The sequence below is a fragment of the Chitinophaga sp. genome, assembly GCF_035538455.1.
Classification (GTDB): Bacteria; Bacteroidota; Bacteroidia; order Chitinophagales; family Chitinophagaceae; genus Chitinophaga.
Genome location: NZ_DATLKJ010000138.1, coordinates 25,638 through 48,846, shown reverse-complemented (window position 1 = coordinate 48,846; position 23,209 = coordinate 25,638). Strand labels below are relative to the sequence as shown.

Annotated in this window: 9 protein-coding genes and 2 pseudogenes; all 11 read left to right on the top strand. The window is 45.7% G+C overall.

The genetic code is table 11. The annotated features are described in order from the left end of the window. Window positions 1–11: 11 nt before the first annotated feature. Window positions 12–155 (top strand): annotated as a pseudogene (locus VM802_RS32370) (beta-ketoacyl synthase N-terminal-like domain-containing protein); the annotation flags it as partial. Next, window positions 156–15,176, top strand: coding sequence for an SDR family NAD(P)-dependent oxidoreductase (locus VM802_RS16690; protein ID WP_325532509.1), 15,021 nt, complete (start codon window positions 156–158; stop codon window positions 15,174–15,176). Continuing rightward, complete coding sequence (locus VM802_RS16685; protein ID WP_325532507.1) at window positions 15,169–15,432, top strand: acyl carrier protein; 264 nt, start codon at window positions 15,169–15,171, stop codon at window positions 15,430–15,432. The genes VM802_RS16690 and VM802_RS16685 overlap by 8 nt, the downstream gene beginning before the upstream one ends. Then, window positions 15,429–16,688 (top strand): hydroxymethylglutaryl-CoA synthase family protein, encoded by a 1,260-nt coding sequence (locus VM802_RS16680; RefSeq protein WP_325532505.1) that lies wholly within the window; start codon window positions 15,429–15,431, stop codon window positions 16,686–16,688. The genes VM802_RS16685 and VM802_RS16680 overlap by 4 nt, the downstream gene beginning before the upstream one ends. A 24-nt stretch (window positions 16,689–16,712) precedes the next feature. Then, window positions 16,713–17,468 (top strand): polyketide synthase, encoded by a 756-nt coding sequence (locus tag VM802_RS16675; RefSeq protein ID WP_325532502.1) that lies wholly within the window; start codon window positions 16,713–16,715, stop codon window positions 17,466–17,468. 6 nt (window positions 17,469–17,474) lie between these two features. After that, entirely contained in the window at window positions 17,475–18,560 is a 1,086-nt protein-coding gene (locus VM802_RS16670; RefSeq protein ID WP_325532500.1) for a thioesterase domain-containing protein, read from the top strand. 47 nt (window positions 18,561–18,607) lie between these two features. Further along, window positions 18,608–20,911 (top strand): ACP S-malonyltransferase, encoded by a 2,304-nt coding sequence (gene fabD / locus VM802_RS16665; RefSeq protein WP_325532499.1) that lies wholly within the window; start codon window positions 18,608–18,610, stop codon window positions 20,909–20,911. Continuing rightward, window positions 20,892–21,641, top strand: coding sequence for an enoyl-CoA hydratase/isomerase (locus VM802_RS16660; RefSeq protein ID WP_325532497.1), 750 nt, complete (start codon window positions 20,892–20,894; stop codon window positions 21,639–21,641). The genes fabD and VM802_RS16660 overlap by 20 nt, the downstream gene beginning before the upstream one ends. A 97-nt stretch (window positions 21,642–21,738) precedes the next feature. Beyond that, window positions 21,739–22,269, top strand: a complete 531-nt coding sequence (gene nusG / locus VM802_RS16655) for a transcription termination/antitermination protein NusG (RefSeq protein WP_325532495.1) — start codon at window positions 21,739–21,741, stop codon at window positions 22,267–22,269. Window positions 22,270–22,297: 28 nt separating this feature from the next. Further along, a pseudogene (locus VM802_RS32265) lies at window positions 22,298–22,615 on the top strand (beta-ketoacyl synthase N-terminal-like domain-containing protein); the annotation flags it as partial. Continuing rightward, entirely contained in the window at window positions 22,548–22,766 is a 219-nt protein-coding gene (locus VM802_RS32260) for a hypothetical protein (RefSeq protein WP_349255625.1), read from the top strand. The pseudogene VM802_RS32265 and the gene VM802_RS32260, both read left to right, overlap by 68 nt. Window positions 22,767–23,209: the final 443 nt, after the last annotated feature.

Genomic DNA, 23,209 nt, shown 5'->3' with positions numbered 1-23,209 from the left:
TGGCAGGCGGCATAACATTATGCCTGAATCCCGGACTATTTGTACAAGTGTGCAGTGCCGGAATGTTATCTCCGGATGGTTTATGCAAGGTCTTTGATGATAGTGCCAACGGATTTGTTCCAGGAGAGGGTGTTGGTTGGGTTGTGTTGAAACGCTTGCAAGACGCTGAGGCTGACCATGATCATATTTACGGAGTAATTGCGGGATCGGGTATTAACCAGGACGGCAAGACACAAGGCATTACAGCACCCAGTCAGGAAAGTCAGATGGAAGTGGAGAGGGAAGTGTACGAGAGATTCCATATTCAGCCCGGTAGTATCTCCAATGTTGAAATGCACGGCACTGGCACAAAGTTGGGCGACCCAATAGAATTGGAGGCGTTGTCGGCGGTCTATCGGGAAAAAAGTAACAAACAGCAATATTGTGCTATCGGTTCCGTAAAAAGTAATATAGGCCATGCTATAGCTGCCGCAGGAGTTGCAGGTGTACAGAAAGTGTTGCTTGGGATGCTTCACAAACAGCTTCCGCCAACAATCAACATGAATACTCCTAATAAGAACTTCAATTTTGAAACGTCCCCGTTTTATATCAATACACAATTACGTTCATGGAAATCTGAAGCTGATATCCCACTCAGGGCTGCAGTCAGTTCTTTTGGTTTCAGTGGCACCAATGCGCATTTGGTCATCGAGAGCTATCCGGAACAGCATCGGATAACACTGCCCGCACCGGTAGTAATTGTACTCTCTGCCCAGAACGCAGAACAGTTAAAGCAGTATGTATCTGAAATCAGAAATTTTCTGCTTGAAAGGGATGTACTTCCTATGGAAGACATCGCATTTACACTACAGACGGGTAGAGATGATCTGGCAGAAAGAGTAGGATTTATAGCTGCCGACCGGAGTGAGTTGCTGGATAAACTAACAGCGTTTGTTACTGATAATAAGCCGGTACCTGACATATTTACTGGTCGGACAGAGCGGCATAGCCAGTCACAGCATGCATTCCAGGCGAATGAAGAGTTGAAGGTGTTAATGCAGGAATGGACAGTTCAAAAGAACTACAACAAGCTATTAGAGCTCTGGATAAAAGGATTTGCAGTAGACTGGACACTGCTTTATAACAGAGAATCATTACCATTCAGAGTCAGTCTGCCGCTTGATCCTTTCCGGAAAGAACATTATCAGGTGTTCCTGCCGGACGATGTCCATACAAACGCTGATCAGCAATCAGACGGATATGCTCAACTACATCCATTGCTACACCAGAATGTTTCTACCTTAAATAGACAACGTTTCAGAACAATCTTTACAGGTGAAGAGCTCTTCTTCTGCGATCATATAATACACAATAGACGGATACTTCCTGGTGTTGCTTATCTGGAAATGGTATACGAGGCCGTACGGCAATCAACTGGATGGGGCGATGAAATAAGCATCGTGCATATCAGCTGGCAGCGCCCATTGATTGCCGATGGTGTGATGAGGGAGGTATTTATTGAATTGAAGCCTGTTCGGGAGAATGACATAACATTTGAAGTATACCAGGAACTGGAAAATAGGGGGCAGATAATATATGTAACAGGTAGTGCCGCGCGACAGGAGTTGCAGTCTGCACCTATGCATAACATAGCGGCATTGCAGACAACTTGTAAAAAGGGTTGTTTCCCATCAGATACATGTTACCAGTTGTACAGGGAAGGAGGGTTCGAATATGGACCGGCTCTTCAGGCGATGGAAATGCTGTTTGCCGGGCAGAAGTTTGTACTGGCAAAGCTTGTATTACCTGAGTCCTTACGGCAGGATATAAATAGGCATACGCTGCATCCCTCTTTAATGGATGCGGCATTACAGGCAATAATAGGGCTTGGTTTGACGGGAGAAGAGACGGGAGTTCCTTTACCAGGGACTGCTGTTCCTTATAAGCTGGATCAGTTGCTGATATATAAAAAATGCAGCCCTGTTATGTGGGCGGTCATACGTCCGGATGACACTAATGATCCGGACATTTCGCAGTATAAGGTTAACATTGATATATGCGAAGAAAGCGGCTATGTGTGTATTACCCTCCGTGGTTGCCATCTGAAAGATGTCTCTCATTGGGCTGATAGTGCATCACCTCATATTGTTGCTGTTGATTCTCCTGTCACAAAACCCGCAGATGGAGAATGGCAGCGTAATTTGCTGACAGCTGAAATACTCCGGCTGCTCACGAAAGAGCTGGCTGGCATACTTAAAGTGAATGTCAGTGACCTGGACCCGGATGCCCATTTCAGTGAGTGTGGATTGGACTCTATGCTTTTCAGTGCGTTTGCCAACAGAATGAATGAAATATGGAACCTCGAAATCACACCTGTTATATTTTATGAGTACAGGTCATTAGGTAATCTGACCAAATTTCTCGCAGCAGAATATCACCACCATTTTATTTCGCTCCTACCTCCCTCCCCAATATCACAGAGGGGACCTGTACCTGTATCCAGTCCTTCTGCCGGCATGACAGATTCCCGGTTACAGAAGAAAAAACAGGTACGATTGGCAACTGGATCTTCTCAAACCGGTAACGTCCCGGTAGCGATCATCGGAATGGCTGGCCGCTTCCCGATGGCAGATGATCTCAATGAATACTGGGAGAACATCCGGGCGGGAAAAGACTGTATCAGCGAAACTCCGGCTGATCGCTGGGATTGGCGCACATATGCTGATACTTTAAAAAGTGGGTTGCGTTGGGGAGGCTATATGAAAGGCGTAAAAGAATTTGATCCGTTGTTTTTCAATATATCTCCTGAAGAAGCATCTTATATGGACCCACAACAAAGGTTGCTTTTGATGTATACCTGGAAAGCTATTGAAGATGCCGGGTATTCTCCATACAGCCTTGCCGGTAGTAAAACAGCTGTTTTCGCCGGCACGGCACTGCATGACTATAGGAAATTGGTGACAGATGCCGGGGCTGAGATAAAAGGTTATTATTCTACAGGGCTGGTATCATCCATCGGCCCAAACAGAATTAGTTATCTGCTTGATTTACACGGACCCAGCGAACCGGTTGAAACTGCATGCTCCAGTTCTCTGGTAGCCGTTCACAAAGCAGCGGAGGTACTCGTCAGCGGCAGCTGCGATCTGGCGCTGGCTGGCGGCGTTAACACGTTGTTGTCGCCCGAACTATCGCTCAGCTTCTGGAAAGGAGGTATGACCAGTCCGGATGGCCGTTGTAAAACGTTTTCCAGCTCTGCCAATGGGTACGTGAGAGGTGAAGGGGTAGCTGTAATAGTATTGAAACGGCTGGAAGACGCCGAACGCGACGGAGATCATATCTATGGCATTATTCGTGGTTCCACTGTGAGCCACGGTGGCCATACCAATTCGCTTACTGCTCCCAGTGTAAATGCACAATCTGAAGTTATCAGGGACGCATATAAACGCGCAGGCATAGATCCTCGCACGGTGGGTTATATAGAAGCGCATGGTACGGGAACCAAATTGGGGGACCCGATAGAAATAAATGCACTAAAAGCCGCATTCCAGGAGTTGTATGCAGAAGGCGGCGATGCCGCGGTTACTGCAGCTCACTGTGGAATAGGTGCTGTGAAAAGTAATATAGGGCATCTTGAACTGGCAGCAGGTATAGCAGGGATAGTGAAAGTGTTACTACAACTACAACATAAGACACTGGTGAAATCGCTTCATGCGGAGTCTGTAAACCCCCTCATTTCCTTGCAAAACAGTCCGTTTTATATTGTTCATCAAAACGTAGAGTGGAAGCCGATCAGCGATGGAAATGGAAATGCATTGCCCAGGAGGGCAGGTATTAGCTCTTTTGGTTTCGGTGGCGTAAATGCCCATATAGTGCTGGAAGAGTATACCGCCACACCCCGTGAGGTGAGACCAGATATACCCTTCGTGATTGTCTTGTCGGCAGAAACACAAACCTGTCTGCACGCATACGCGGCACTACTGATAGAAATGGTGGAAGAAGGAAGCGTAAAAGAAAGGGATCTGCCACGTATCGCGTATACTTTACAGACAGGGCGACCTGCATTGAAACAGCGGGTTGCTTTCATCGCCGATAGCCTGAGCAATTTAAAAAAGAAACTGGAATGGCTGATAAGCGGTGTTGGCGAAGGAAATGGGATATACTGCGGCCAAACGGGAGATCATAAACAAATACATTTCCTGCATACAGATGATGATTGGGATGTAATAGTGGATACCTGGATAAGCCGGGGAAAGTACAGTAAGCTGCTGGAGCTTTGGAGCAAGGGAGCAAACCTGTCATGGCACAGGTTATATCCGACAGAACATCCGCAACGTATCAGTCTGCCCGGATATCCTTTTGCAGAAGAGTATTGCTGGATACAAGATAATTCAATTGTACCTGAAGACAGAAAGTTAATTCCTGCAAGCCGGTTACATCCACTGTTACATGAGGATATTTCTACCGATGGCCTACAGCGTTTCTGTACCACATTTACCGGGGAGGAATTTTATCTGAAAGACCATATTATTAATGGTAAAAGTGTTTTGCCAGGTGTTGCCTATCTTGAAATGGCAAGAGCTGCAGCGCAGTTGTCAGCTGTGGAAATAATAAATAAAGGAACATACGTCGCCATAAAAAATGTAGCATGGATACAACCATTCTTCTTTAATTCCGTGGCAGGAAAAGTATTCGTAGAACTGGCTGCCGGCGTATCTCAAAACATCCCGTATCTGGTATACAGTGAAGATAAAGCTGGCAACAAACATAAATACCATCAGGGAGTAATCGTAACGGGTAATCTGTCCGCGGCGCCAATATTTGATCTTCCGGCCCTGCAAGCAAAACATTGCAGTGGATTTACTGTCAGTAAAGAAGAGTACTACAGAGCGCTTGAGAAGGCCGGTCTTGCGTTGGGGGCATCTCATAAATGTCTTGATACGCTCTCTGTAGCTGAGAATGAAGTATTGGCCCATATAATGTTACCAACACCATTAAAGGAAGAGGCACACACTTATATTATGCATCCGGCATTAATGGATGCAGCGCTCCAGGGGGCCATGATGCTGCTGATTGATTACTTGCCATATCAAAGAATAACCTTGCAGCTGCCGTTTTCGCTGGAAGAATTGATTGTATACGGAAACGTTAATACAGATGTCTGGCTGACGGCTCGCTTCAGCACTGGCAGCAGTGCGACAGATAAAGTGCCTAAGCTCGATATCAGCCTGATAAATGAACAAGGTAACGTACTTGTATCTATTAAAGGGTTTTCTGCCCTTGCCATCAACGTAGCAGATTCCGGTACAGGGACATTGTGTTTCCACCCATTCTGGGAAGCCGCTGCAATAGTATCAAAGCTTCCGCATACTTATAAACACCGGCTGATTATGTTATGCGAAAAAGAGCCCTCTGATTCATTAACAGCACAGGCTGGATGCTCTTATATAACATTGTGGTCAGCAGAAGAAAGCATCGACAAGAAATTTAAAGCATATGCCGGGCAGGCGCTCCTTGCCTTTCAGGATTTGATAAAAACGTATGCTGAAAATGCAGTTTTGGTTCAGCTGTTGATAACCCACGATCTGATAAATATCGGATTTTCAGGTTTGTCCGGGCTCTTAAAGACAGCAGAGCGGGAGCATCCAGGTCTGCAATGTCAGCTTATAGAGATCTACGATAAGGAACATGAAATATCATTATCAAAAATACTGGACGAAAACAGCGTATACCCGGAAGATAAACATATTCGCTACCGGGGTGGAGAACGGCAAGTAAAAAGGTGGAAGCAAATAGAGGAAACTACTTCCGGAACTCTTCCCTGGAAGAACGATGGCGTTTATCTTATCATCGGTGGCCTGAGCGGTATAGGGCTGCTTTTTGCGGAGGAAATTGCGCATCATGCTGCAAATGTTTCACTTATCCTGGTTGCCAGGTCAGCCCCTGATGATTATGCACAACAGAAAATGATGAGCCTGCAACAGTTGGGAGCAACGGTGGAATACAGACTGGGCGATATAGGCAATGAAACAGCGGTCGCCACCCTGTTCGATCACATCCGGAAAAATTATGGCCGCCTGAATGGAATTCTGCATAGCGCGGGTGTTATAAAAGACAGCTTTATCATAAGAAAGACAGCTTGGGAATTACAACAGGTGTTGGCAACAAAAGTATCTGGCTTGGTGCTTCTGGATAGAGAAAGCCGTGATTTCGACCTGGATATATTTGTTGTCTTTTCTTCTGTTACCGGCGCACTTGGAAATGCAGGTCAGGCAGATCATGCTATGGCCAACGCCTTCATGGATGAATATGTTTCCCATTATGGTGAGCAACATCAGCAATTACTTCAACAGCATGATGACGCTGTATTAGCAGAGATGACGGAAATAGAAAACCGCCTGCCGGCTTTGTTACTCCGGCAGCTGCAGTCCATGCAGTTATTTCTGGATGTACATACCGGCTGTACGATCGAAGAATTGAAGGTGCATATTGGATTGAGTCCGCTGTATCATCGCTGGATGCGGGAAACCCTGCGTATATTGGTGAATGCAGGACTACTGCGTAGTAACGGCGAACGGTACACATTGTTGAAACAATTACCCGGCGCAGAAGTATTATGGAAGGAATGGGAAGAGCAGTGCGCTGTCTGGGTAGCTGACCCCGATCTGGATGCATGGGCGCGTTTTGTAAGTATAACCTTGCGCGCATTACCGGAAATACTCACCGCGAGAAGGCCGGCAGTACAGATAATATTCCCCGGTTCTTCCATGGTGCTTGCTGAAGGGGTTTATAAAAATAACTGCGTATTCGACTATTTTAATAGCCTTGTTGGCAACTATGTGGTCGCGTATGTTAATGATTTTATGCGGCAAAAACCCAGACAAAAGTTGCGTATACTTGAAATTGGCGCCGGGACAGGAGCAACAAGCGCCTACATTTTTAAAAAGCTACAACCATATAGTCAGCATATTGCCGAATACTGTTTTACAGATATTTCGAGGGCATTTTTGCTCCATGCGGAAAATGAGTATGGCCCGGATTATCCTTACCTGACCTATCATTTGTTTAATGTTGAAGAGCCGGTCAATGCGCAATCCATCGGGGTAGAGACATATGATATTGTTATTGCAGCAAATGTACTCCACGCTACCAGCGATATACAACTGGCAATAAGAAACTGTTGCAGCACTTTAAAAGAAGGAGGGTTGTTACTGCTTATTGAATTGCGCGATAAAACAGTGTATCAGCATTTAACGTTCGGCCTTCTGGAAGGATGGTGGCTTCATCAGGATACAACCTTGCGTATACCGGGAAGCCCCGGTTTGTATCCGGAAACATGGAAGCGGGTATTGGAGGAAGAAGGATGCTGCGACGTATGCTTCCCTGCGAACCGGATGGAAATGCAGGTGATAACGGCACAGAAGGCAGCTGCTACGCCGGTGCCCCCCTTCTCTGCGGTGTACAATGATTACTGCCGCTGCCGGCAGACGGTTCCTGAAACACGCATGCTCTCTGTTAATTGGCCTTATTGGAAAGAGGGTAAAACACTTGTTGACGAGCAAGTACAACAGAAACTGCTTCATCAGTTCGGCTTGCTCCCGATGGACGCACGGAGTGGTATACAGGCATTCTATCGCGCTGTTGCTTCTGGTGAACCACAGGTAGCAGTGATGCATGGAAATATGGGTAAAATAAAGACAATATTTATTAACAGTCCTGAAGAAAGCAGCGTGCCCGAAACGGAACCTGTAGGCCCTATTACAGATAGGCTCATTACTGAAGAAAAAGTAACGGACTATTTCCGTTCTTTCCTCAGCGCAGCCCTGCGTTTACCAATAGAAAGCGTGCAGAATGAGACGCCGATGGAGGAATATGGTATAGACTCTCTGATGATGATTCAATTGACCAATCAGTTACAGCAGACCTTCGGCCCCCTGCCACATACCCTCTTTTTGGAATACCCTAATCTAAAAGAGGTGAGCGGGTATTTTATCAATAGGTATCCTGAATTGCTATCGCGGTTGTTATCGGTAGAAAGTATAACAAATAACGGCGCGGTTACTGATGATCCGGGAAGCCAGAACACTGAAGGACTAACGAAACCTGAATTCATTGCAGAGGTATCTCAGCCAGTTACGGCACCCTCCAATACATTGTCAGGCAGAACAGATATTGCGATTATAGGTGTTGCTGGAAGTTATCCTGGTGCAGAGAATATTTATCAGCTATGGGATAACCTGAAGAATGAAAAAGACAGCGTTATTGAGATACCTTCAAACCGGTGGGACTATCATCTGCATTTTGACGAAGCGAAAGCATCTTCGGGAAAGGCCGGCTGCAAATATGGCGGCTTTCTGGAGAATGTTAACAAATTTGACCCGTTGTTTTTCAATATTTCACCTCGTGAAGCAGAAAATATGGAACCGCAGGAAAGATTATTCCTGCAATGTGCCTATGAAACGTTGGAAGATGCAGGATATACGCGTGAAACACTGAATATACAGACCAATGGTAGGGTAGGTGTTTTTGTTGGTGCGTCCTATCTTGAATATCAGTTGTTGGCGATGGAGGTCACGCTACATGGAACGCCACGTCCAATGTTGAATCTTATTGCCTCTATTGCCAACAGGGTATCCTATTATTTTGATTTTAAAGGGCCGAGTATGGGCGTCGATACCATGTGCTCCTCTTCGCTGACGGCGTTGCATCTCGCGTGTAACAGTATATATCAGGGAGATTGCGAAGTAGCGATAGCGGGGGGCGTAAATGTTTCATTACATCCCAACAAATTTTTGATACTGCGCGAGAAAGGTCTCCTTTCCTTCAAAGGGCGCTGCAGAAGTTTTGGAAAGGGGGGGGATGGCATGGTGCCTGCTGAAGGAGTCGGGGGAGTGCTGCTGAAGCCTTTATCCAAAGCAATTGAGGATGGAGACAATATTTATGGTGTTATAAAAGGAACCTGCATCAGCCATGGAGGAAAAACAAATGGGTATACCGTTCCCAATCCTGCAAGCCAGCAGGAGATCATCCTGCAAACATTGAGAACATCCGGGATAGATGCCCGCAACATAAGCTATGTGGAAGCACATGGAACAGGTACAGAGTTAGGTGATCCTGTTGAAATTGAAGGGCTCAGCCGTGCCTTCAGGGATTATACAGATGATAAGCAGTTCTGCACTATAGGGTCTGTCAAATCCAATATAGGGCATTGTGAAAGCGCAGCCGGGATCGCGGGGCTGACCAAAGTGCTGTTGCAGTTACGTCACCGGCAGTTGGTGCCTTCTTTACATGCGGAAACATTAAATCCCTTTATTGACTTTACTGACAGTCCCTTTAAGGTTCAGCGCCAGTTAACCACCTGGGAGAGGAGAAAGATTACTGTTAATGGTATTTTACAGGAAGTCCCCCTGTGCGCAGGTGTCTCTTCGTTTGGTGGCGGCGGATCTAATGCGCATATCGTCCTGCAGGAATTTATCCAATCACCTGTACCCTCAGATTACTATGGTGAAATGCCGGTCATGGTGATATTATCTGCAGGGAGCAAAGAACAATTGCAGCAACAGGCAGAACGATTGTTATTGTTTGTCGAAGAGCAGGATTTGAATGTTGGTATACTCCCGCATCTCGCCTATACACTACAGGTGGGGCGCCGGCAAATGGCGGCGCGTATTGCCTTTATTATAGATACCAGGCGTGAACTGTCGGAAAAGCTGAAAGAATTTATTAATGGTATCGTATCTGCGCATCAGAACTTTTTTTATAATCCGGTATGTCAGAAAACTGAATCCGATGTCGATAACGAAACAACGTTGATATATGACTGTATACAGCAGCGGCGATACACGGAGTTGCTGAAACTTTGGACAGATGGTTATTCTGTAGACTGGCAGCAATTATATATCAATCGCAAAATGCGCCGTATCAGTTTACCTGTTTATCCCTTTTCCGGTGAGCATTACCAGCTGACACATATCCAACCCTTATCCTTCCTGAACAGGCAGACTGAGAAAATGATGGCAGCCATACATAATATTCCAGTTAATAAAAATGTAACTGTTTCAGCAGAAAGAATAGGCGCCGGAAACATTAGTATGAAAACACTTCAGAACGAACTGGCTGTATGCCTTGGTGAAATCTTGTTTATTCCTGCATCAGGCATAGATGTAAATGAGAATTTCCTTAACCTCGGACTGGACTCTATTCTGGGGGTGGAATGGATTGAAATGATCAACAAAAAGTATAACCTGTCTCTGCCAGCTACCAGGATCTATGACTATCCTACCTTACGGGAAATGGCTGAAATGCTGAATACAGAACTGGCAGGAAAAACTGATGAATCTTCACCGGCTGACATGGCCAGGGAAACTATAGGTGTTGCACCTGACATCGTTGCGATGCTATCAGGTGATTTTTCCGCTGAGACTAATTTTTCAATCCGCCAGCTGCAACAGGAGCTTGCAGAAAGCCTGGGTGCAGTTTTATATCTGCCGGGGCAGGATATTGATACCAAAGAGTGCTTTCTTAATCTTGGCCTGGACTCTGTACTGGGGGTAGAGTGGATTATGCAGATCAACAAACAGTATGAATTATCGTTGCCTGCAACGGTGCTATATGATCATACTTCTGTGATTGACCTGGCAGCCTTTCTGGAGACGGCTTTGCGGCAAAAACATAATAACCCTGTATCTGTGCGGAAAGAACAGGAAGTGTCAGTTATTCCCTCCTTACCGGTAGTCGAATTGTCACCGGTTGTGGAGGCAGAAAGAACGGTCATAGAAAAAACAGCGGCTTTGCCGGCAGTGGAAGGCATTGCTATTATTGGATATTCAGGTCAGTTGCCTGAATCTCCGACACCCGGTATATTCTGGAGTAACCTGTTACAGGGAAAAGACTGTATCTCTAAAGTACCGGAAAACCGTTGGTCAGTTGAAGCATATTATGATCCGGTTCCAGGTGTTCCGGGTAAAACAAATTGCCAATGGATGGGCGTACTGCAAGATGCGGACAAATTCGACCCGAGATTTTTCAATATATCTCCCGCTGATGCGCTACGGATGGATCCTCAGCAACGTTTGTTCCTGGCCGCTTGCTGGCATTGCATTGAAGATGCGGGAATAAATCCTGCGTCGCTGTCTGGCAACCGTTGCGGCGTTTATGTAGGATGTAGTGCGAGTGATTACTATGCGGGTAATACCAGCAGGGAGCTGAGTGCACAGGAATTATTGGGCAGCTCGCTTGCAATACTGAGTGCCCGCATTTCCTATCTGCTTAATCTCAAAGGCCCGAGTCTTTCTATAGATACTGCCTGTTCTTCTTCTCTTGTGGCCATAACAGAAGCCTGTACCAATCTTGCCTCTCATACAGTTGAGCTGGCATTGGCAGGAGGCGTAAGCGTTCTCGCTGGTCCTTCTCTGCATTTAATGGCCGGTCACGCCGGAATGTTATCCACGAGTGGCCGGTGCCATACTTTTGATCAAAGCGCAGATGGCTTTGTGCCAGGAGAAGGCGTAGGTGTGCTACTGCTGAAACGCTTACAGGATGCACTGCGTGATGGAGATCCTGTTCATGGGGTGATCAGAGGATGGGGTATTAATCAGGATGGTAAGACAAATGGTATTACCGCTCCCGGCGTTAAATCACAGGCGGCGCTGGAAGCGGAGATTTATAAAAAATTTGGCATCGATCCTGAAACTATTACCATGGTGGAAACACATGGAACGGCTACCAGATTGGGTGATCCGATTGAAGTGGAAGCGTTGACCACTGCATTCAGGAGCTTCACGGAGAAGCAGCGTTATTGTGTATTAGGCTCCGTTAAAAGTAACGTAGGGCATCTGTTGGCTGCCGCAGGTGTGGCGGGGGTACTGAAAATATTACTGGCACTGAACGAACAGATATTGCCGCCTAATTCCCAGTTCCAAAAGCTGAATGAGCATATCCGGCTGGAAGGAAGTCCGTTTTATATCAATACAAAAGCGCTTCCCTGGAGTGTGCCTGAGGGATGCCTGCGAAGAGCCGCGGTCAGTTCGTTTGGATTCAGCGGCACAAATGCGCATATCGTAATCGAAGAATTTAGAACAGAGAGAATACGTTCTTCAATGTCTGTAACACCGGTATTGATAGTATTGTCTGCCAGAAATGAAGACCGCCTGAAGGCCTATGTTACCGCGATGGCCGGATATATTAAAACGCATAGGGAGTTGTCGGTGCAGGACATTGCGTATACCTTGCAGATAGGCCGGGAAGAGATGGAGTACAGGTTGGCATTTGTTGCGGCTACTTGTGATGAGATAGTAGAAATGTTCAACAGAGTAGCAACAAGCGATCAATTCCCGGAAGGCGCAGGTATCATGACAGGCAATGCGAAGAATCAACAAGAGGAAACAAACCTACTGATGCATGATGAAGACGCGGGTATTCTTTTTCGTACCTGGATAGAAAAAGGCAAACTGGATAAAATAGGAAGACTGTGGGTGAACGGATTGGATATTGACTGGCGCCAGCTGTACAAAGAACATCAACCCGCCCGCTTACATCTGCCTGGTTATCCTTTTGCCCGCGAAAGTTACTGGATACCATCTGCCACCATTCCCAATGAAATCAGGGCAGGTGTTTCGGGGCAGTTACATCAACTGTTACATACCAACACTTCTGTATTTGGAAAACAACGCTTCAGCAGTGTTTTCAATGGAACTGAATTTTTCCTGAAAGACCATATGGTGTCGGGAAGAAAGACATTACCGGGTGCAGCTTGTATTGAAATGGTGCTGACTGCATATCGGCAATCTGTGGAAAGCATACCGGAGCATAGCAGTATCTGTGTGGAGGAGATAGTATGGCTTCGTCCGCTGGTCGTGGATGGAAGAGCGGAAACGGTACATGTATGTTTACATGCGGAAGGTGGGCGCGTAAAATATGAAATGTATGGTGAAAGTACAACCGGAAACCCACTTGTTTACAACAGCGGATTCATTGCCGGATCTGCTGAGATACAACCGGTGAGGCTTAAGCCGGAAACAAGGTTGAATGGTTGTAATAGCGGGTACATGACTGCGGAAGCCTGTTATAGTTTGTTCAGTAATGTTGGCCTGAATTATGGGGCGTCATTCCGGGTAGTGAAGGAAATTTTTATCGGAGAGCGCGAAGCGGTGGCGAGGCTGGAACTTCCGGCCACGATGAAAGACAGCCTGACTTCCTTCATATTACACCCAGCGTTACTGGATGCCGCATTTCAATCGCTGATTGGTTTGGTGCCTGCATCACATAAGGCGATGGTGCCGGTAGCTGCGGAGAAAGTGAAAGTATTCGGCGGGTGCTCTTCTGCAATGTGGGCGGTGGTAAGGCACAGCCATAACATTAGTTTGTCTGATAAATCATTACGGTTCGATATTGATCTCTACGATGAAAATGGAACCATACAGGTGTCCATCACCGGCCTATCTATAATGGAAGTTGGGATACCGAAGGATGATACCTTCCTGATGTGCCCCGGTTGGACAAAACTGCTAACCGGTAGTAACACGATGCCTGTTTATCATGAGCACATTGTAATAAGCTGCGGTTTGAGTGCAGGCATTGCCACAGCGATAGAAAAGGAATTGACTGGTATTCGTTTTATAACGGGACCGTTGTACCAGGGAACAGCACAGGATACCTTTGTGGCTTATGCTGAATGGGCGTTGGACACAGTACAGCAGATCTTAAAAGGCAGACCCGAAAAGCGGATGCTGATACAATTCATGACTGAGACGTCTTCTTTATTATCTCCTGCTCTGGCAGCTCTGTTGTCAACAATGACGAAGGAACAGCCACTATGTTGTGGACAATTGCTTGAAATTTCATCAAATGAAAGCACTGATGAAATTATTGATAAATTGAAAGAGGGCCGGGAATATCCTGAAAATCTATACATGCGCTGTCACCACAGACAAACAGAAATCAGACAGTGGGAAGAAATAACTGGTTTGTCCGGTTCACCTGAACATTGCTGGAAAGACAATGGTGTATATCTGATTACCGGAGGGGCGGGCGGATTGGCGGTAATATTCGTCAGGGAGATTGTACAACGCGTCGAAAAGCCGGTCGTTATTCTTATTGGAAGAACCCCGCTGCGTGAAGAACAACAACGCTATCTCCAGGAATTACAGGCGACCGGCGCCACTGTGGTGTATAAACAGGTGGATGTTTGCGATCGTCAGGCTGTTGAAATAATGTTCAGCAGTATACACAATACGTATGGAAAATTAAACGGCATATTACACACGGCAGGAGTCAAAAAAGATAACTTCCTCAGCAAAAAAACAACTAGAGAACTACAACAGGTACTGGAGCCTAAGGTAACTGGCCTTATTAATATTGATGAAGCAAGCCGGTGGCTGAATCCGGATTTTCTGATACTCTTCTCCTCTGTAGCCGGAGCTCTGGGGAACGAAGGCCAGGCCGACTATGCTATGGGAAATGCATTCATGGATACCTACGCGGCATATCGTAATAATCTGATAGTAAGAGGAGACGTAAAAGGTAAAACACTTTCTGTTAACTGGCCGCTATGGGAAGATGGTGGTATGCAGATGAATGAACAGATAAAAGAGTGGTGGCGTCAGCGCTCCGGTTTCTTGCCTTTACCATCAACCTCCGGCGTGAAAGCACTTTATCAGGCTATGAATACTGGTCTGACACAGATAATGGTATTGTGCGGGGACAAAAAGGAGATCATACAAAAAATCAGCCGGATAAAAATAATACTCCCACCTGTCCGGAAAGAAGAAAAAATTACACCGGAAACCATTCCTGACCGGACTCCATCAGTTGAAAAATTATACCTGGAATTACGCGAAGGGCTGGCCGGTATCCTGTCTCTTTCAGCAGAGGAAATCGATATAGATGAAAATTTCCTCAATATCGGATTCGATTCAATTATGGCGATGCAATGGTTACAGGGTATCAACAAAAATTATGGCACCGATATAATGGCCCCCAGGGTATTTGATTATCCTACTATCCGCGAGTTTGCCGGCTTTTTGGAAAGAGAGATGATCAGGATGGAAGAAGAAAGGAGAATAGGTGACAGACAGCTATCCAAACTTGATTTTGTAGGCGATCTGTTGTTGAAAGTACAATGGGGGATAGTGGATATTGACATTGCCGATCAGACATTACATCAATTAATCTCAGAAAAAAAACATCATGGAAATGGATGAGATTTTTCAGACCCTTATCAGGAGTATCCGGGAAGTATTACCCGAACTCAGAGAGCATCAGTTTCAGGAAGAAGATCAACTAAAAGAACTAGGGGCTAATTCAATAGACAGGGTGGAAATTTTAGCACTTACTGTAGAGGTACTCTCACTGGACATACCATTGACAGCATTACAAGGTGCGCATAATATCGGGGAGCTGGCGGCGCTGATCAAAGAACAACAGCAACTGATCACCGGAAAACAGAATCAGCTATGACAACAGCGGGAATTCAAGCCATGTACATCTACGGTGGTGCCGCTTATCTCGATGTGACAGAACTGGCCAGGCATCGTCAGCTGGACAATGCCAGATTTGAAAATCTTCTTATAAAGCAAAAAACAGTTGCTTTACCTTGGGAGGATCCTGTAACATTTGCTGTTAATGCAGCCAAACCTATCGTGGATATGCTTTCCGACGCGGAAAAAAACAGGATTGAATTATTGATCACCTGTACTGAGTCCGGAATTGATTTTGGTAAATCACTCAGCACTTATGTGCACCACTATCTTGGCCTGAGCCGTAACTGCCGGCTGTTCGAAATAAAGCAGGCATGCTACTCCGGTACTGCGGGTTTTCAGATGGCTTTAAATTTTATTCTTTCAGGGGTTTCTCCTGGGGCCAGAGCATTGGTAGTTACCACTGATATCAGCCGTTTTACAGTTGCCGGCAGAAATGAAGCGCCTGCAGAGGACTGGTCTTTTGCAGAACCAAGCAGTGGTGCGGGAGGTGTGGCTATGCTGGTGAGCGGAGAACCCACTGTGTTTCGTGCAGATGTAGGAGCCAACGGATACTATGGTCATGAAGTAATGGATGCATGCAGACCCTTGCCTGACAGTGAAGCAGGTAATGTTGACTTGTCATTGATGACTTATATGGAATGCAGTCAGCAGGCCTACCTGGAATACAGGAAGCGTGTAACGGAAGCTGACTACCGGAGTTCTTTCCAGTATCTTGCTTTTCATACACCATTTGGCGGGATGGTGAAAGGCGCGCATCGCACCATTATGCGAAAAATAGTAAAGGCATCGCCTGACGAAATTGAACTGGATTTCATGCAAAGAGTAGCGCCAGGGTTGAATTATTGCCAGCGTGTTGGCAACATTATGGGGGGCACTGTTTTTATGTCGCTGGCCAGTATCATCGATAACGGAAATTTTGATGCGCCGCGCCGCATTGGCTGCTTCTCCTATGGCTCCGGTTGTTGCTCAGAATTTTACAGTGGTATGGTCACCGGAGAGGGGCAGAAGCAGCAGCAGCGCCTTCGAATCCGGGAACAACTGGATAGACGTTATCGCATGTCCGTAGCAGACTACGAACGCATTGTTGTCAATAACACCAACCTGCGGTTTGGTATGCGCGACGTTACTCCCGATTTTCATTTGATTCCGGAAGCATGGGACAAGATGAATAACACACCACAACTCTACCTGAAAGAAATACGCGACTTCCACCGGAAATATGAGTGGAGATAGATAACAACTCTTAACCCACGATCTATGGAACCTGTTATCGATTTAACGGAAGTGAAACCCGGCATAGTACAGATAACTATGCAGGAAAAAGAGCACAGGAATCTTTTTACGCCACGGTTGCTGACGGCGCTTGAGCAGGCATTTAACGCTATTCACACCAATAACAGTTATAAGGTAGTAATCATCACAGGATACGGTAATTACTTTGCTTCAGGAGGCACAGAAGAATCGCTGTTAGCTATTTATAGAAATGAAGCATCGTTTGCGGATGTTAATCTGCACCGGCTTTTGATAGAATGCAGATTGCCTGTAATAGCAGCAATGCAGGGGCATGCAATGGGAGGAGGATTGGCTTTTGGTATGTATGCAGATTTTGTTATCCTGGGAAAAGAAAGCGTTTACACAGCCAATTTTATGAAATATGGATTCACGCCAGGTATGGGTGTAACCTGCATCCTGCCTCATAAGCTGGGATGGGGCCTGGCTACTGAGATGCTCATGAGCGCCGGAAAATATCGTGGCTCAGATCTGGAAAAGAGGGGTATTCCTTTCTCCGTATTGCCTCGTGCAGAGGTACTGGCTCATGCATATCAGCTGGCATCTGAAATGGTGGATATGCCATTAGCATCACTGATTTTGCTGAAAACCCATCTGAATGGTGATCTGAAGGCAAAACTGGCTCAGTGTATCAGCAGGGAAATGGAAATGCATGCGATTACTTTTCACCTCCCCGAAGTAAGGGAACGGATCATTTCATTATTTGGACAACAAAAAAGATAAATATCCATGGATACAAAGTTTATTCTGCAGTCACTGCAGGAAGGTGAGATAGATCATGAAAGAGCTATGAAGGAAATACTGGATATAACGGGCCTGGGGGATGAAGACGTACATGTTGTGACAAACTGGCCACGTTTCCCGGAATTGTTTCGCTTGAACAGGATCGTTAAAGGACGCCACATATTCTGGTTGCATGGTGGGGTGGGGAATGTACAGCCTTATTTAAAGCTGGCACTAACCGTACAAAGACCTTTCTGGGGTATACAGTCGAAAGGTTGGATGTCGCCGGGAACATCCTTTCTGAGAGGAATACCTGAGATGGCAGCTTATTATGTGGAGATAATACGAACGGTGCAACCGGAAGGCCCTTATGAACTCGGAGGATATTCCATGGGAGGCTCATTGGCCTATGAAATAACAAAACAACTGCAGGAAAGCGGAGAAACTGTAAATACGATAGTAATGATTGACACACCGGCCTCTTTCGATCATATCTGGTGCCAGGGTGACTACAAAGATATGTTGCTGAAAACCGTAAATACCTTATTGCTGCCAGGAGCCGTTGGAAAGCAGGGCAAACTGGAGGAACTGCTTGTACATAGTAATGAACTTGATACCAGATCTGATGAAGAATCCTTTCTGCAACAACTGACAGATCTGGCGCTGAAAAAAGGACTGAAGAGAAAAGAATCATTATTTAAAGAGCTGGTATGTCAGAGAGCGCAGGTTATAATGGCTTATGATATCCATCGGTATGTATTGTCACCTCTTCCATACCCTGAAAATGTCAGCTGTTACTATTTCCATAACAAGAATGGACTGTTCTATGGGGATATGGAGCCTTATTTCTGCCTGGCAACACGTTCAGATAAGCATGAAAATAATATTCACAGGAATAAGTGGAAGGAGTTGATCCCGGATTTTCATCTCATAAATCTGATTGCCCCCAATCACATACAGTTATTGTACGACCAGCAGTCGGTAGACACTATCTCCACATTTTGTAATCTGTTGTACAGTGAGCAGGGGTTGACAATGGATGCCTTCAGAGCATTTAAAACAAAAGTTAACATACACCATGGCGGTAAATAGCTGTAGCTCCGTCAGATTCATTATTTCTTTACCGGAAAATTTTGTTTATGAAAGCTTTTCTATTTCCCGGTCAGGGCTCCCAGACAAGAGGAATGGGGGAAAAACTGTTGGCCAAATATGCGCATCTTACAGAATCCGCCAGTAATATAATGGGATATGATATGGGGCTACTTTGTGTTAAAGACCCTGAAAGATTACTTAATCAAACACAATTCACCCAGCCGGCGCTATATCTGACAAATGCATTAACGTACCTCGATAAAACAGAAAAAGAGCCGGAACCTGATTGTGTATTGGGACATAGTTTGGGAGAATATGTGGCCTTGTTTGCTGCCGGCGCTTACTCCTTTGAAACGGGTCTCAGACTGGTTAAAAAAAGGGGAGAGCTGATGGCCCGCGTAAAAAATGGTACCATGGCGGCAGTACTTGGACTTACTATAGAACAGGTCGGGCAAATTTTGTTACAGCAGTTGCCTGCGCTGGATATTGCCAACTATAATTCGGCCAGGCAGATTGTGATTACAGGGCCGTTGGAAGAAATCACCTCCGCCCGGAAGATTTTTACAGCGGAAGGCGCAAGCCTTTATTATCCGCTTAATGTAAGTGGTGCTTTTCATTCCAGGTACATGAAACCATTGGCTGATGAGTTCAGTACCTATCTGGAATCTTTTTCCTTTTCGCCGTTACGGATACCCGTGATCGCTAATGCCACAGCCAGAAGATACACTGATAACACGGTTGGAGACATGCTGGTCAGGCAGCTCACTCATCAGGTGAAATGGTATGAAAGTATAAGCCGGCTTATTCACCAGGGATGCAGGACATTTTGCGAAGCAGGGCCGGGGGACGTACTTACCAAAATGCAGCACTTCATAGAGGAAGCGCCAATGCCTGCCTCCGACGCGGTAATAGAAACAGGGGTAGAAGCGATGAAAACGACCATTCCGGTGGATCACAATACAAGAAGCAGAGGTCTCGCTGGTAATGATAATGGAAAGGAAGTCTCATTCACCGGACGAATAAGACCCGAACAGCTCGGGTCTGCTGCATACCGCAAAGATTACAATGTGAAGTTTGCATACGTCACTGGTGCAATGGTACATGGTATTGCCTCCCGCAAACTGGTGGTAAAGATGGGGCAGGCAGGTATGATCGGCTACTTTGGTACAGGTGGCATGAGGAAAGATGATATAGAGGCTGCTATTATTGATATACAGCGGCAATTAAGTAAAGGAGAAGCTTATGGCATGAACCTGCTCAACGGATCCAGAGAGCATGACATGGTCGATCTGTTGTTGAAACATAAAGTCAGGAATGTAGAAGCCGCCGCTTATCTGACGATAAGCCCGGAGTTGGTAAGGCTTCGGTTAAAAGGACTGACCAGGAACCTGGATGGCTCTGTGCATATACCAGGAAGAATTATGGCGAAGATCTCGCGACCGGAAGTAGCAGAAGCCTTTTTAACTCCCCCACCGGAAAAAATCGTTGAAAGCCTCCTTGCTGAGAATATAATTACAACGGAAGAAGCAGCGTTGGGGAAACTGATACCTATGGCGGATGATATTTGTGTAGAAGCTGATTCTGGTGGGCATACAGACCAGGGCGTTTCGTTTGCGCTGATCCCTACTATTATGCGACAGCGGGATAACTGCATGAAAAAGTACCGGTACTCCCGTTATGTCAGAGTTGGAGCCGCCGGAGGAATTGGCGTACCGGAAGCTGCCGCTGCGGCTTTCATACTGGGTGCGGATTTTATTCTTACCGGCTCAATAAATCAATGCACTGTGGAATCAGGCATGAGTGATATTGTAAAGGATATGTTGCAGGACATCAATGTGCAGGATACTACCTACGCACCTGCCGGAGACATGTTTGAAATAGGTGCTAAAGTGCAGGTGCTGAAGAAAGGCGTCTTTTTCCCGGCCAGAGCCAATAAATTATATGATCTGTACCGTTACCACAATTCTCTCGACGACATTGATGAAGCAATAAAGATACAAATCCAGGAAAAGTATTTTAAACGTACTTTCGCTGAAATATACAAAGACGTAGAGTCTTATTATTCTCCGGGAGAACTACAGCACGCAATACATAACCCCAAACAAAGAATGGCCTATATTTTCAGATGGTATTTCGGTTATACCAACCGGTTGGCCATTAAAGGTGTGGCCGAATGTAGAACAGATTTTCAGGTTCATACCGGCCCGGCGCTGGGTGCTTTTAATCAATGGGTAAAAGGCACGCCGTTAGAAAACTGGCGAAACCGTCATGTAGATGAAATTGCGTTGAAAATTCTGACCGACGCAGCGGATATTTTGTCGTCACGCCTGAATGCCTTTACACATGAATAGCTATCAAACAATAAAAGTGCGCTTTCAGGAACCATGCTGCTATCTTCAGTTATATCGTCCTGAAAACAATAACTCGATCAACTCGCTTATGATAAGCGAATGTTATGACGTATTGCTGCAATGCGAAAGAAATATCACCATCCTGATATTGGAAGGGTTGCCGGATATATTCTGCATGGGAGCAGATCTTAGTCAAATAGAGTCACTCAGTGCTTCGTCGTTGTACGACCTTTGGTATAAACTAGCTACTGGCCCTTACATTACCATTGCTCATGTCCATGGAAAGGCAAATGCCGGCGGAATAGGATTTGTGGCTGCCTGCGATATGGTAATTGCCGGTGCAAATGCCAGCTTCAGCTTATCCGAGCTTTTACTCGGCGTACTGCCTGCATGCGTTATGCCATTTCTTATCGGGAAAGTAGGGCTTCACCGGGCGAGGTACCTTGCGCTGACAACCAGACCTGTGATGGTGCAAACAGCGTGCGAATGGGGCATGGTGGATGCCTATGCCGCCAATGACGGAGCGCTGCTACACACACATCTGTTACGACTAAAGAACTTATCGAAGACGGCTATCAGCGCCTTTAAATCGTATACAAAAGATTTGTACGATCTGAAGGCAGTAAGGCAGATGGCTGTAACTACCAGTGAGAAGGCATTTAGAGATGACGATAATAGAAGTAATATTGACAGATACGTTAAAACAGGATTGCTGCCTTGGCAACATTAAGCACACAGTATTGTCAGGCTGAAGCGGAGGTGCGAAAATATACAATAGTAAGGCATCTTTTGATGAATAATTAAGATAACCCTCAACTACTATTTTTATGCCTCATAGTAATAATGATAACTGGCACGTCATTTACACTTATCCGAACTTTGAAAAGAAAATTTATTCCGAACTCGCAAAACGTAATGTAGAAGTTTATCTGCCTCTGTATCATGTAAAGAGGAAATGGAGTGACAGAATTAAACTGTTGGAGAAACCTTTTTTCCCTAATTATTTGTTTGTGCGTCCAGTACAGGAGCGGAAGTATGAGATATTACATATCGGAGGCATTGTTAAATACATTGCCTTCGATGGCCGTAAGGTAACGGTATCTGATAAGGAAATTGGTTTTATCCGGTCCCTGATGGACCTGCAGCATAGTCTCCTGGCATCCGGTAAACAAGTGGAGGAGGGTGAAACAATTATGGTGCTTAATGGTATTATGAAAGGATTGAATGGCAGCGTGATAAGACGCTTGCATACCAGCAATATGGTAATTTTATTTGAATCAATGAATCACACAATAGCCATTGATCTTAATAATAACGTTATCATAAACTTACCCGCACAGAATGCCGGAAGCTTTTAATCTGCCCTCATTATATTAAAAACATAGTATGTATACTATCACAGGTATAGGTATTACGACTTCAGTAGGACAAGGAAAAGAGACGATGAAAACTGCATTGCAGTATGGACAATCTGCCTTCGGCATTTTGCAACGCCCTGGCCGGCAGAAGGAATCTTTTTTTATTGGCGCAGAGATTCCGCCATTGGTATTTCCGGGGCGTTTCTCCGCAAAAATACTGCGAAGCGCATCTCTTACTACACAAACGGCATTAGTTACTTTGCAGGAAGCCTGGCAGGATGCCGGCCTGGATGCTGTCTCCCCTGATCGTATCGGACTTATTGCCGGAGGATCTAATTTGCAACAGCGGGAATACCACCAAATCGATCATTGGTCATGGCCTGAGTGCTGCAGGTGTTGTGGAGGTGGCAGCCGTTTTGTTACAAATGCAAACTGGTTGGTTGCATCCGTCCAGAAATCTGGATGATCCGCTGAGGCCGGATCTCAACTGGATATGACAGGAGGCAGAATCCTGTCATATCCGGAAGGCGTTGAAATTAGGCTTTGGCTTTGGTGGTATTAACACTGCATTGTGCCTGTCTGCCCCATAATATAATCAGCGCTTCCCGCAGAAAAGCTGACGCCCGTCTTTGGTGAGACGGTGAGTGAGCAGTCTCAGGCAACGCGTTTTCCCTGATACAAAATTTTTTTTCTCCCCAGTCACCCTTTTTCAATTCCCGCCTGTCATATAAACACTAACAAGTTGATTGAAAGATGCCAAATCATGTAGGAGTGCAATGAACCGTGTAGTGGGCCCACTGTCACAGGGAATGACTACAACCAAAATTAAAATGGCTCCTGAACGTCAAGGGGGAGGATTTACTAATTTATAACTGTATAAATATGGACGCTACCAGAATGCTCCGTACCGGGGACGTATGTCTGCCAACAAAATCATTTG

Excerpts from the sequence above, each read along its gene's own strand:
- VM802_RS16660 (WP_325532497.1), top strand. The coding sequence starts at position 20,892 with ATGCCTTTACACATGAATAGCTATCAAACAATAAAAGTGCGCTTTCAG.
- VM802_RS32260 (WP_349255625.1), top strand. The coding sequence starts at position 22,548 with ATGCCGGCCTGGATGCTGTCTCCCCTGATCGTATCGGACTTATTGCCG.
- fabD (WP_325532499.1), top strand. The coding sequence starts at position 18,608 with ATGAAAGCTTTTCTATTTCCCGGTCAGGGCTCCCAGACAAGAGGAATG.
- VM802_RS16685 (WP_325532507.1), top strand. The coding sequence starts at position 15,169 with ATGGATGAGATTTTTCAGACCCTTATCAGGAGTATCCGGGAAGTATTA.
- VM802_RS16680 (WP_325532505.1), top strand. The coding sequence starts at position 15,429 with ATGACAACAGCGGGAATTCAAGCCATGTACATCTACGGTGGTGCCGCT.
- nusG (WP_325532495.1), top strand. The coding sequence starts at position 21,739 with ATGCCTCATAGTAATAATGATAACTGGCACGTCATTTACACTTATCCG.
- VM802_RS16670 (WP_325532500.1), top strand. The coding sequence starts at position 17,475 with ATGGATACAAAGTTTATTCTGCAGTCACTGCAGGAAGGTGAGATAGAT.
- VM802_RS16675 (WP_325532502.1), top strand. The coding sequence starts at position 16,713 with ATGGAACCTGTTATCGATTTAACGGAAGTGAAACCCGGCATAGTACAG.